The organism is Mucilaginibacter sp., from assembly GCF_025359345.1.
Taxonomy (GTDB): domain Bacteria; phylum Bacteroidota; class Bacteroidia; order Sphingobacteriales; family Sphingobacteriaceae; genus Mucilaginibacter.
This window is the reverse complement of record NZ_JANYGQ010000022.1, coordinates 253204-265140: the sequence shown is the minus strand read 5'-3', so window position 1 is coordinate 265140 and position 11937 is coordinate 253204. Positions and strand designations below refer to the sequence as shown.

The following is an 11937-nucleotide window of genomic DNA, read 5'->3' as shown; positions in this document are numbered from 1 at the left end:
TTAATCGAGGTCCATTAATCTAAATCAAATAGTACCGGTTTATCCCTGTCCATGAAAGTTGGTCGCAATAGTTCCATGCCTAACTTTTTGTTTAACTGCTCAACCACGTAATCAGATAGTTCGGGCGAGTAACGTTCGTCATGCTGGTGCATAAAAAACCAAACCGATTGCAAACCCATTTGTTGCCATTGCGCGATGCGCTCAACCCATTCGTCACAGCGGGCATAGTCGGTAGGGTGGAGGCTGTTGCCCACAAACCGGATGAAAGCATGCGGGGTAGGTAGTTCCATATGCACCACATCACGGCGGCCTGATGCGTCGGTTATTACCGCGCCGATTTGCAGTTCGTGCAGCATGTTAAACACTGCAGAGCAGTTACCTGCATCAGCAAACCATTCTTTGTGGCGCAGCTCTAAAAATACCGGGACATCTCTCGGTAACTGTTCCAGGTAAGCTTTTAGTTCGGGCAGACTTTTTGGTGTAAAGTTGTCGGCCACCTGCAAAAACAACGGGCCAAGCTTGTCGCCAAAAGCCATAATGCCTTCATAGTATTTGGTGGTTATATCATCGGCGTTTTTTAGCCTGCGGATATGGCTGATACTCTGTGAAAACTTTGGACAAAACTTAAAGTCGGGGTTAGTTGCCGCTTTTTCTTTCCATTTAGCGATGGTTTCTGGCGGGTAAACATTGTAAAATGTTGCATTAAGCTCAATACTGTCGAAATGCTTTACATATTCATCCAAAAAATTGGCGTCTTTGGTTTTTGGCGGATAGATTTTACCCAGCCACTCCTTGCGGCCCCATTTGGCACAACCCACATGCACCTGCAAAGGCTGGTCATTTTTAGCCGAAGCCAGGGTTTTTATGGTTAACTCGGTATCGGGCGGAAGCGTAAAATCTACTTCCATTAATTCTCCTGGTGTTACGCGGCCAAATTCCATTTAGTTGATAGTTGATGGTTCATAGTTCATGGTATGAACGCGATAAAAGTAGTAAATAGTGGCTCAAATCGGATAAGTAGCCAGGTTTATTTTGCTAATAATTTATCAACTCAATCAACCTATTCTAACTCAGTCCAACTTAATCAACTATCCTACCACCTCCTTAAACTCCGGCTTCACCCTCTTTTTCGACGCTTGCTCATAGGCATAGCCAAGGGTAATAATATCTGCTTCCTTATAAGCCGAACTGATAAATGAAATCCCAACCGGCAACCCGTATGCGTAACCCATAGGCACAGTTATGTGCGGGTACCCAGCCATAGCGGCAGGGCTCGAAAAACCGAAGCCGTTATCATAATCGCCATTTACCAGGTCGATACATACTGCAAAGCCATTGGTTGGAGCTGTAATGGCGTCAAGTTTGTTATCCTTTAACAGTTTATCAATTGCATTGCGGGTAATGGTTGTTGTTTTTTTAACGGCATCAAGATACTCCTTTGCGTCAAGGCCGCCTTTGGCATTGGCCTGTTCCAGTATTTCCTGTTTAAAAAAGGGCATAGCTTTAGGCTCGTTGGTTTTGTTAAAGGCTATAACATCTGCCAGCGATTTTGTTTTCGAGTTCGCTTCGCTTAAATATTTGTTCAGGCCGTCTTTAAACTCATAAAGTAACACGGTAAACGAATTTTTGCCAATCTCTTTTAGCTGTTTGTACAGCTCAACCTCAACAATTGTGGCGCCTTTGCTTTTCAGCGTATCCAGGGCTTCCTTAAATATGGCATCCATGGCAGGGTTAATCTTCATCCCGTCTTTTTCAACGCCGATGCGTTTGCCTTTGAGGCCGTCGGCATTTAAAAATTTGGTATAATCGGGTTCAACTTTGCCTTTGCTGGTAAGGGTATACACGTCCTGCGGGTCCTCGCCTGCTAAGGCGCCAAGCATTATGGCTGCATCACGTACGGTACGTGCCATCGGCCCGGCGGTATCCTGGGTTTTTGATATTGGTATAATGCCAAAGCGACTCCACAAACCAACGGTGGGTTTAATACCTACCAGCCCGTTCACTGATGATGGCGATACAATCGATCCATCAGTTTCCGTGCCTATAGCAATAGCACACAAATTGGCCGATGCCGCCGATCCTGAACCAGCACTCGAGCCGCTGGGGTTACGGTCTAAAATATACGGGCACTTGGTTTGCCCGCCACGGCTGCTCCAGCCGCTGGTGGAGTGCGTGCTGCGGAAGTTGGCCCACTCGCTTAAGTTGGTTTTACCAAGCAACACAGCGCCTGCCGCGCGCAGCTTGTGCGCTATAAATGCATCCTGCTTTGCAAAGTTGTCGCCGATGGCTGACGCCCCGGCCGTGGTGTGCATGTTGTCGCCGGTGTTAATATTATCTTTTATCAAAACGGGTATACCATGCAGCGGCCCGCGCACTTTGCCTGCGGCGCGTTCTTTATCCATAGCATCGGCCATGTTAAGCGCATCTTTATTTATTTCAATAACCGAATTTAGCTTCGGCCCGTTTTTATCAATTTCATCAATGCGTTTCAGGTACATTTCGGTTATCGAGCGCGAAGTATATTCCTTGCTCTTCATTTTCTCCTGCAAAGTGTCGATAGTAACTTCGTTTAAAGCAAAGTCGTCAGTTTTGTTAGCAGCGGCATCGCCGGGTGATTCTTTTTTTGAAGATGATGGACTGCATGAAGCCGCGCCAAGGGTAGCCAAAGTTAAACCCGCCAGCGAGCCGGTTTTTAGGAAATTTCTTCGTTGCATGATACTGTTTTGATTGATACCTACAAGTAACGAATTTTTATAGAATTATAGTGATGGTAACAAAAAAATCATTTTGCCATTGCATGGTCGTTTTTAACCACTGAGTAACAGAGAAGCCACAGAGTTCACAGAGAAAAAAATATTGAATAAGAAGGCTCAGTGCCCTCTGTGTTTTCAACTTCGCGCCTCCGTGGTAAAAAACATTTTGTATTTGTAACAAAGTATTTAGACATTTGTCTAAATATATAAATACCAAAGAAAATTGAACTCGTTGTTTAAAGCACTTAACGATCCCACCCGCCGGGAGATACTTGAACTGCTGAAGGAGAAAGACCTTACAGCCGGCGAGATTGCTGACCAGTTTAATATCTCGAAGCCCAGCATCTCGCATCATCTGGATTTGCTGCGGCAAGCAGGCCTGGTGGTATCAGTTAAAGAGGGGCAGTTTATCTACTACTCGCTGAATACTACAGTAATGGACGAAATGCTTAAATGGATTATTAGTTTACAATCACCTAAAAATTAAAAATAAATCACGATGAAAAAGTTTACATATATGGATTTGGCTGCACTGGTAGTTTGGGTGCTGCCTGCCGGGTACCTGGCAAGTGTTTACAACGCATTGCCTGCAATTGTTCCTGTTCATTATGGTATTAGTGGCAAAGTTGATCGTTACGGCGATAAAAGTGAAATGATAATATTGGCGGGTATCTTGCTATTCACCGCTTTATTGGTGTACCTGCTTTTGAAATTTCTGCCTGCTATCGACCCTAAGAAACAGGTAAAGGTGGGCGAGGAGACGTTCAGGAAAATAGGTTTTGCCGTTGTTTTGTTTTTATCGGCATTGAATATTGCCATCATATTTGCAACCGTTCACCACGGGCTGGCAATCGACAAGTTGATATTGCCACTGGCGGGCTTGTTTTTCGCTTTTATGGGCAACGTAATGAATAGTATTAAACCAAATTATTTTGCAGGAATACGCACGCCGTGGACGCTGGAAAGTGAAGACAACTGGCGCACAACGCATCGGCTGGCGGGCAGGTTGTGGTTTGTCGGTGGCATTGTAGTAACTATTGCTACGCTGTTATTGCCGGCAACATTATCAACCATCGTGTTTATTGGCAGCATAGCGGTGCTTACGCTTGTGCCGGTTACGTACTCATACATCTATTTTAAAAATCATCAAACCAACCAAAACTAAATGAAGAAATTACTTATTTGCACCATGGCTTTTTTTGCAACGGGCCAGGCAATGGCGCAGGATATAACCGGTAGTTGGATGGGGACCATATCTGTCGCCAGCGTAAACCTCCACCTTGTTTTTAACATTACCAAAACAGCAGACGGCTACTCTGCTAATTTTGATAGCCCGGACCAAAAAGCATTCGGCATTGCCTGCAGCAAGGCGATATTAAAAGGGGATAGCCTCAGCATACAAATTGCAGCGATCGGCGGTGGTTATAAAGGCTTGTGGGATGGTAAAAGCGATATTACCGGCACTTATTCGCAGGGCGGGGGCTGTACGCCGCTAAATTTGAAGCATATTACTGCCGATGAAAAGGCAGCTCTAGGGAAAGACAAGATACGAACGCAAACACCAAAGCCACCTTTTGGCTATTACAGCCAGGATGTTGAGTACGCCAATATGGATAAAAGCCTGCATTATGGCGCAACGTTTACCCGTCCCAATGGTGATGGTAAATATCCGGCGGTGATCATCATTAGCGGGAGCGGTACACAGGACAGGGATGGTACCATCTTCGGTCACAAGCTGTATTGGGTGCTCGCTGACTACCTCACCAAAAACGGCATAGCAGTTTTAAGGGTTGATGACAGGGGCGCTGGTAAAAGCACACTCGGTGATATAAAAAACGCCACCAGCCTCGATTTTTCTCGTGATGTGGAGGCCAGTCTTAACTATTTGGAGACACGTGCCGATGTCGATAAAAAACACGTGGGCCTTATCGGCCATAGCGAGGGTGGTATGATTGCCCCAATGGTTGCAGCGCGGCGCAAGGATGTAAGCTTTATTGTTATGTGGGGCGCGTCGGAAGTTGGCGGTGCAAGAATAAACACCGAGCAAAATGCCTACCAGCTTAAAAAACTGGGGATCGACAGCGTTGCGATTAAAGCCTTTGCCGATTTGAATGATGATATATTAGCGCTGTTTGCTTTATCAGGATCAGTGGAGGCGCTGGATGCGAAAATAACGCCTGTATTTGATGCCTGGAAAAAGGCGCAAACACCAGAAACGCAGAAAGCGCTCCGTACTACCAATTTAACCGGTCCGGATCTTTTTAAACAATACAACAGTTTATACAACCTGCCATGGATGCGGTATTTTATAATTTATGACGCAAAAAAAGACCTTGCCCAGGTAAAATGCCCGGTACTGGCCGTAAACGGTACTAAGGATACCCAGGTTGACGCAACGGCCAATTTGGGTTTGATAAAAGAGATACTTACCAAAAACGGTAATAAAAATGTCGAGGTGCGACCTTTAGACGGCCTAAACCACTTATTGCAAACTGCAACCACAGGCGATGTTTCGGAATACGAAAAGATCGATGAAACCATGGCTCCGTCAGCCATGAAAATAATTGCCGACTGGATTAAAATTCATACAAAATAAATGCGTTAGTAAGAGAGTCAAGAATCAAGACAGCAAGAATCAAGAGAAAAAAATATCTTTCTATTTTATATAATTTTTCCTTAATCTTGGTTCCTGGCGCTTACATATTGACCCTATTTTAAGTATGAAAAAGTTTATATACTCAGTTACTTTAATACTGATTTTTTTAATTCCGGTATACGTGAAGGCGCAGCAAGGCGACCTTCGCCAGCAAATAAAAGAGATCACTAAACCTATAAAAGGCATCGTTGGGGTATCGCTGATGGGCTTGGAAAGCCGCGACACACTTTCAGTTAACGGCGGCGCCCGTTTGGTGCTCCACAGCGTAATGAAGTTCCCGATTGCATTAACCGTGCTGCATTTGGTTGATTCGGGTGTGTTGAAACTCGACCAGAAAATCCATTTTAAAAAACGCGACATGGTGAAAAACACCCACAGCCCGCTGCGCGACAAATTTCCGGATGGCGATGTTGACGTTACGATTGCCGATTTGCTGGGTTACATGGTATCGCAGAGTGACAACATAGCCTGCGATATGCTGTTGAAAAAAATTGATGGCCCCAAAACCGTGCAGGACTATATGCTCCGGTTGTGTATAAGGGGAATTGCTGTAAGAGCAACCGAGGCCGATATGGCTTCGTCGTGGGAGCTGCAATATACCAACTGGTGTAAACCTGTTGAAATGACCATTTTGCTGGATAGATTCTATAAAGGCGACATCACTTCGAAAAGCAGCACTGAGTTTTTATATAAAATAATGCTCGAAACCAGTACCGGCCCAAAACGCCTGAAGGGACTGTTGCCTGCAACAATGCCCGTAGCTCATAAAACCGGTACATCACCGACAAATGATGTAGGTTTATCGCCGGCCACCAACGATGTAGGCATAATCACGCTGCCAAATGGCAAGCACCTGGCTATCTCGGTATTCGTATGCAATTCAACGGATGATGAGGCGACAAGGGATGGCACAATCGCCAAAATTGCGAAGGCTGCGGTTGATTTTTATGGGAAATAGATGTCAATTTTCGTAGAGACGCAATACTTGCGTCTCGGACCAATAACACAGAATGAAACACGATTATTGTTAATTTGATTTGCATGGGGGAGACGCAAGTATTGCGTCTCTACGGGAGAAAAAATTTAATCCAAAGCCTCAGCTATCTCAACAAACCCCTTTTCCCTTGCCAGGTCGGCCGGTAATTTGCCGCCTTCCATACGCGCAGTAACATCAGCTCCATGTTCCAGCAATAATATCAGCAAATCAATATTGCCATTTTGTGCTGCCGAGTGGAGGGCTGTAGCGCCGGCTTGTTGTTTTACGTTAATAAGTGCGTTATTTTCAATCAGCATGCGGGCAATTTGGGTATAATTACCGGCGGCGGCAGAGTGCAGTGGGTAAACCCTGAAGCCATTGTTCGACGGCATATTTACATCGGCGCCTTTAAGTACCAGGTATTGGGCAATTTCGGCATGCCCAAAATAACAGGCAAGGCCAAGCGGGGTAAAGCCATCTTCAGCATAAAAATTTATGGCGTCGGGATGGGCATAAACAAGGTTTGCAACCACATCAAATCTTCCTGCTGCCGATGCTTCGAACAGGTTTATTTCATCAAGATATTTTAAAATAATGTCAGTTACTCCTGGCTTTTTGTAATAGCAGGACAACATCAACGGCGAAACCTGGTGACTGGTTCGGGTTTTTGCCAGCGCGGGGTTTTCGCGCAGCAAAGCATCAAGATTGTCCAGGTCGGCAGTAGTTATGTATTGTTCCAGTTTCTCAACACCCATTCTCTATATTTTTCTTGCGATACCAAGGTAAATGTAATTAGTCGGAGAATTTTTTAACCCAATTTAGCGTTTATTTCCTAACACCTTCCAATATTACTAAAAAATTAAAAAATCAAGGTAAATAAGTTGTTTAATCTATTAACTTTATATTTGCACCATATCAGGGGTATATCAGGATGCCGGTAAAAGGAAATCAATTTAAATCAAATAGTTTCAAGCCAGAAAATCAGCCACGCCAGCCAGCATCAAAGGCTGAGAAGGAGCGGCCTATCAAACAAAGAGTAGAAAATCCCTACTCTCGCGACCTGCTGAACAGCAAGTTAATAAAAATTTCCGGGTTATTTCTACTGCTGTTATCAGTATATTTTTTGGTGGCGTTTACATCCTACCTTTTTACCTGGCAGGAAGACCAAAGCTACGTATCGCCCACCAACGGCGGCTGGCATAACCTGTTCCGCACCACGCAAGAGCTGATGGAAAACCACGTGAAAAGCCCCGTAGTTGAAAACTGGGCCGGTAAATTGGGCGCATTGGTGTCAAACCAGTTTATTTTCGAATGGTTCGGGCTGGCATCGTTTGTATTTGTATTTATATTTTTTATAGCAGGCTACCGCATGGTTTTTAAGGTTCGCCTGTTGCCGCTAAGTAAAACGCTGGCCTATGGCTTTTTCGCTTTAATATTTATTTCCGTTACCATTGGTTTTTTTCACACATTTTTAAGCGATACACCAAATTATGTCGAAGGAGGTTTCGGTTACTATACTAACCTGCTGCTTGATGCTCAAATAGGCCAAACCGGCACAGGAGGTATACTTGTTTTCCTTGCTTTAACAGTATTGATCATAGCGTACAACATCGACTTTAAAATACCTAAACGCGAGCCAAAAACGGTAGAGACAGCGCCTGTTGGCGACATTGTACCGGAGCCGATTGAACTGGAAGAAGAAGAAATTTCGATTCCTAAAGAATGGCCCGGCCGCGCAAACAGGATAAAGGAAAATGCTGAAAAAACAGTAAACCCCGAGCCGCTTAAACAACAGGAATTTGTACAGAACCCGGTTTTTCATGAGCCGTTGATACTAACTCCCGACCCGGAGATGAGCCGGGATGTAACAGAAAGCGACATCCCATTAACGGTTGGTGTGGAAAGGCCAACCCCTGTTTTAAACATTGAAACAGCCGATGATGAAAAGGCCAAAAGCCTGCTCGACCAGTTCGGTATTTATGACCATAAGCTCGACCTTGCGTCGTACAAATATCCGCCGCTTGATTTGCTTGAAAACTATGGCTCAAATAAAATAAGTGTAAACTCCGACGAGCTGGAGGCCAACAAAAACAAAATTGTTGAAACGCTGAATCATTATAATATCGAGATAGATAAGATAAAGGCGACTATTGGCCCAACAGTTACCCTATATGAAATTATCCCTGCGCCGGGTGTGCGAATCTCCAAAATAAAAAACCTGGAGGACGATATTGCCTTGAGCCTCGCCGCTTTGGGTATCCGTATTATTGCCCCGATGCCGGGTAAAGGCACTATAGGTATCGAAGTGCCTAATCAGCACCCCGAAATGGTTTCCATGCGGTCGGTTTTGTCTACCGAAAAGTACCAGAACACCACGATGGATTTGCCAATTGCGCTTGGTAAAACCATCAGCAACGAAGTATTTATTGCCGATTTGGCCAAGATGCCTCACTTGCTGGTTGCAGGTGCCACCGGGCAGGGTAAATCGGTTGGTATCAATGCCATATTGGTTTCGCTGCTATATAAGAAACACCCGTCGGAGCTAAAGTTTGTACTGGTTGACCCTAAAAAGGTGGAGTTAACGTTGTTCCGCAAAATAGAGCGGCACTTTTTGGCCAAACTGCCTGATGAGGCTGATGCGATTATTACTGATACAAAAAAGGTGGTGAATACGCTTAACTCGCTTTGTATCGAGATGGACCAGCGCTACGATTTGCTGAAGGATGCGCAGGTACGTAACTTAAAAGAATACAACGAAAAGTTTGTGCACCGGAAAATAAGCGACCCGGAAAAACACCGTTACCTGCCCTTTATTGTGCTGGTGATTGACGAGTTTGCCGATTTGATGATGACCGCAGGCAAAGAGGTGGAGGTACCGATTGCCCGTATTGCACAGTTGGCCCGTGCAGTAGGTATACACCTGGTAATTGCCACGCAAAGGCCTTCGGTAAATATTATTACGGGTACCATTAAGGCCAACTTCCCTTCGAGGCTGGCATTCAGGGTGTTGTCGAAAATTGATTCGCGCACCATATTGGATAGTGGCGGCGCCGACCAGTTGATCGGTCGTGGTGATATGTTGCTGTCAACCGGCAGCGACCTGATTCGTTTGCAATGCGCCTTTGTAGATACACATGAAGTAGAGCGGATATCCGACTTTATCGGTAACCAGCGTGGCTATCCATCGGCAATGTTGCTGCCTGAGTATGTTGGCGAAGGCGAGACAAGCAGCCCTAAAGATTTTGACCCGGATAACCGCGACCCGATGTTTGAAGATGCAGCCCGCCTGATAGTGCTGCACCAGCAAGGCTCCACATCGTTAATTCAACGCAAGATGAAGCTGGGTTACAACCGCGCCGGCAGGATCATCGATCAGTTGGAAGCCGCAGGTATAGTGGGGCCGTTTGAAGGCAGCAAGGCACGGGATGTATTATATCCTGATGAATACAGCCTCGAACGCCACCTGGAAACGCTGCAAAAAGGCGGCAATTAAACCTTTGTCTTAATTTTTGTTCTTAATTATGTGCGATTTGATAATCGTTGAAACAATTTTTTAAAAATAAGCTCTAATACTATACGGATTCGATCCGGAGGAAAAATGAAAAAGCTACTTATATTTTCAATACTAACAGTACTAACTGCCGGTTACGCATCGGCCCAAAAAGACGCAGACGCCAAAGCCATTTTAAGCAAGGTAAGCGCCAAATACAAAATGTACGACGTGGTTAAAACCGATTTTGTGTTTACTCTTGATAACCAGCAGGCTGGCGTAAAAGAAACCCAAACAGGGACACTTATAGCAAAATCAAAATTGAATAAGTTTAAGGTAAGTCTCTACGGCGCCGATGCAGCTACAAAAAATGTGGCCCAGCAGGAAATTATCAGCGATGGCAAAACCCAGTGGACCTATCTTAAAAAGGATAACGAGGTACAGGTAAATAACGTTGATAACAGCGGCGAAGGTTTAAATCCAGCCAAAATATTTACCATTTACGAACACGGCTACAAATACCTGTACACAGGTCTAAAAAAGATAGGAGGTAATATTTACCAGGAAATTGACCTTACCCCGGAAGACGATAAAAAAGGCTTTTTTAAAGTGAGGCTGGAGATTGACAAGGCTAAAAGTCAAATTTATAGCGCCCTGATATTTGATAAAAACGGTAACAGGTATACTTATACTTTAAAAAGTTTTGTACCCAATCCGGCAGTTGCCGATGCCATGTTTACCTTTGATGTTAAAGCGCATAAGGGTGTTGAGGTTGTTGATTTGCGGTAGAGATTGAAATAACTTGCCCTTATTTGTCATTGCGAGGCACGAAGCAATCGCGAACTGTTCGCAGCCGCTCTGTAAAGTGCGCGATTGCCGCGCTCGTTCCTCGCTCGCAATGACAAAATTTGTTAAATCCTCCTTAAAATCTAATAAGTCCCTTAATCCTGGTTCCCGGCCTTCACCCTTCGCTCCATCACTTCCCGCCACGTTGTTAAAATAAAGCCGTTGTCTTTTAAAAACTTACGAAGGCGCGGGTTCATCATGGCCATCAAGTCACCTTTACGTTTTTTGCTTTCGTTGCAGATGTTCTTGAACGATTCGGATGGATTAGTACAATGCATTATTACCATGGTTAAACCCGGGCTAAGCCTGCCGATACTTTCGATATAATGGTCGGTGTAAAATTTTTGAATTTCCTTGTCGGTTTTTTTGTCGATATCGGGCATTATCCAATCATAGCTGGAGTTATGCAGGTCGTCCAATACAGGCAGACCATTTTTCCAGAGCATAGCGCCGGTTTCTTTTGCTTTAACCAGCGGAGTAGGATCGGGTATGGTCATCCCCTCGGTGTGTTTGCCTTGTTTTTTCAAGTCGGCTATGGCGGCGGCTTTTGCTTCAGAGCGGAAAAAAGTATCATCGCCGCCCGGAAACATCACGGGGATTTGTTTTTCGATGCCCAGTTTCAAATATTTCTCCAAAAAAGAGTCCTTGGCGAATAGCGTCCCCATGTGCGAGTCGAGGTGGGTGGGTTTAATGCCCATGCTTACGGCGCGGTCAAGCTGGGCGCGTATTTCTTTATCAATCTCATCCGGTTTTGCGCTAAAATAAACACCAACAACTGCAGCCGGAAAGCAGCCCTCTTTATCAACCAGGCCAGGCACCGCCTGTTTGCCGGCCAATGGCCCCCAGCGGTAGTTATTCCATTCGGATGTTAGCGTAAGGTGAAGGCCTGCATCGGTATTTGGGTTTTTGTCGAGATACTTTTTAAAGTCAGACACCCAGGGGCAGGGCATCATAATGCTGGTTGAGGTAGCCACACCCTCGCCAATAGCCATCTCGGCGCCTTCGTTCGAGTCGTGCGACATACCGGCGTCATCTACATGCAGTATCAGCACCCTGGCGCCCTTGGGCCAACCAAGCTTTTCGGCATAGGTTTTTGTTTGCTGGGCGTAGGTATGGGCAATAGCCAGCACGACGAGTAATAACGATACTATAATTTTTTTCATGGCTATAATAGTGTAACAATTAAAACTATGTCATTGCGAGCGCAGCGCGGCAA

10 protein-coding genes are annotated in these 11937 nt (G+C 45.1%); 6 read left to right on the top strand and 4 right to left on the bottom strand.

Annotated features, from left to right (window positions below):
• Nucleotides 1–14 precede the first annotated feature (14 nt).
• Nucleotides 15–941 carry a DUF72 domain-containing protein gene (locus tag Q0R52_RS14285; protein WP_295795427.1) on the bottom strand — a complete coding sequence of 309 codons (927 nt, stop codon included), beginning with the start codon at nt 939–941 and terminating at the stop codon, nt 15–17.
• 147 nt (nt 942–1088) lie between these two features.
• Nucleotides 1089–2714: an amidase gene (locus tag Q0R52_RS14280; RefSeq protein WP_295795425.1), complete on the bottom strand. Its 1626-nt coding sequence runs from the start codon at nt 2712–2714 to the stop codon at nt 1089–1091.
• A gap of 262 nt (nt 2715–2976) precedes the next feature.
• Between Q0R52_RS14280 and Q0R52_RS14275 the strand changes: the two genes are divergently transcribed.
• From Q0R52_RS14275 to bla, 4 genes are all read left to right on the top strand, one after another.
• Nucleotides 2977–3240 (top strand): autorepressor SdpR family transcription factor, encoded by a 264-nt coding sequence (locus tag Q0R52_RS14275; protein WP_295795423.1) that lies wholly within the window; start codon nt 2977–2979, stop codon nt 3238–3240.
• A 12-nt stretch (nt 3241–3252) separates the two neighbouring features.
• Complete coding sequence (locus tag Q0R52_RS14270) at nt 3253–3918, top strand: SdpI family protein (protein ID WP_295795421.1); 666 nt, start codon at nt 3253–3255, stop codon at nt 3916–3918.
• On the top strand, nt 3919–5349 hold the full coding sequence (locus Q0R52_RS14265; RefSeq protein ID WP_295795418.1) for an alpha/beta fold hydrolase: 1431 nt from the start codon (nt 3919–3921) through the stop codon (nt 5347–5349).
• A 124-nt stretch (nt 5350–5473) separates the two neighbouring features.
• Nucleotides 5474–6367, top strand: a complete 894-nt coding sequence (bla, locus tag Q0R52_RS14260) for a class A beta-lactamase, subclass A2 (RefSeq protein ID WP_295795415.1) — start codon at nt 5474–5476, stop codon at nt 6365–6367.
• Between the two features lie 125 nt (nt 6368–6492).
• Here bla and Q0R52_RS14255 read toward each other — a convergent pair whose 3' ends face one another.
• Entirely contained in the window at nt 6493–7140 is a 648-nt protein-coding gene (locus Q0R52_RS14255; protein WP_295795412.1) for an ankyrin repeat domain-containing protein, read from the bottom strand.
• Between the two features lie 176 nt (nt 7141–7316).
• On the opposite strand from Q0R52_RS14255, the gene Q0R52_RS14250 reads away from it, so the two are divergent.
• Together Q0R52_RS14250 and Q0R52_RS14245 are read left to right on the top strand one after the other, a co-directional pair.
• On the top strand, nt 7317–9878 hold the full coding sequence (locus Q0R52_RS14250) for a DNA translocase FtsK (RefSeq protein WP_295795410.1): 2562 nt from the start codon (nt 7317–7319) through the stop codon (nt 9876–9878).
• Nucleotides 9879–9983: 105 nt separating this feature from the next.
• The gene (locus Q0R52_RS14245) at nt 9984–10664 is read left to right on the top strand and encodes an outer membrane lipoprotein carrier protein LolA (protein WP_295795406.1); all 681 of its coding nucleotides are present in this window, start codon (nt 9984–9986) and stop codon (nt 10662–10664) included.
• A 152-nt stretch (nt 10665–10816) separates the two neighbouring features.
• Here the strand turns inward: Q0R52_RS14245 and Q0R52_RS14240 are convergent, their stop codons facing one another.
• Entirely contained in the window at nt 10817–11884 is a 1068-nt protein-coding gene (locus tag Q0R52_RS14240; RefSeq protein WP_295795404.1) for a polysaccharide deacetylase family protein, read from the bottom strand.
• Nucleotides 11885–11937 lie beyond the last annotated feature (53 nt).

What these genes read in the sequence shown, in the direction of transcription:
- Q0R52_RS14285 (WP_295795427.1), bottom strand. Translation starts at nt 941, where the DNA reads ATGGAATTTGGCCGCGTAACACCAGGAGAATTAATGGAAGTAGATTTT.
- bla (WP_295795415.1), top strand. Translation starts at nt 5,474, where the DNA reads ATGAAAAAGTTTATATACTCAGTTACTTTAATACTGATTTTTTTAATT.
- Q0R52_RS14240 (WP_295795404.1), bottom strand. Translation starts at nt 11,884, where the DNA reads ATGAAAAAAATTATAGTATCGTTATTACTCGTCGTGCTGGCTATTGCC.
- Q0R52_RS14270 (WP_295795421.1), top strand. Translation starts at nt 3,253, where the DNA reads ATGAAAAAGTTTACATATATGGATTTGGCTGCACTGGTAGTTTGGGTG.
- Q0R52_RS14280 (WP_295795425.1), bottom strand. Translation starts at nt 2,714, where the DNA reads ATGCAACGAAGAAATTTCCTAAAAACCGGCTCGCTGGCGGGTTTAACT.
- Q0R52_RS14245 (WP_295795406.1), top strand. Translation starts at nt 9,984, where the DNA reads ATGAAAAAGCTACTTATATTTTCAATACTAACAGTACTAACTGCCGGT.
- Q0R52_RS14250 (WP_295795410.1), top strand. Translation starts at nt 7,317, where the DNA reads ATGCCGGTAAAAGGAAATCAATTTAAATCAAATAGTTTCAAGCCAGAA.
- Q0R52_RS14265 (WP_295795418.1), top strand. Translation starts at nt 3,919, where the DNA reads ATGAAGAAATTACTTATTTGCACCATGGCTTTTTTTGCAACGGGCCAG.
- Q0R52_RS14255 (WP_295795412.1), bottom strand. Translation starts at nt 7,140, where the DNA reads ATGGGTGTTGAGAAACTGGAACAATACATAACTACTGCCGACCTGGAC.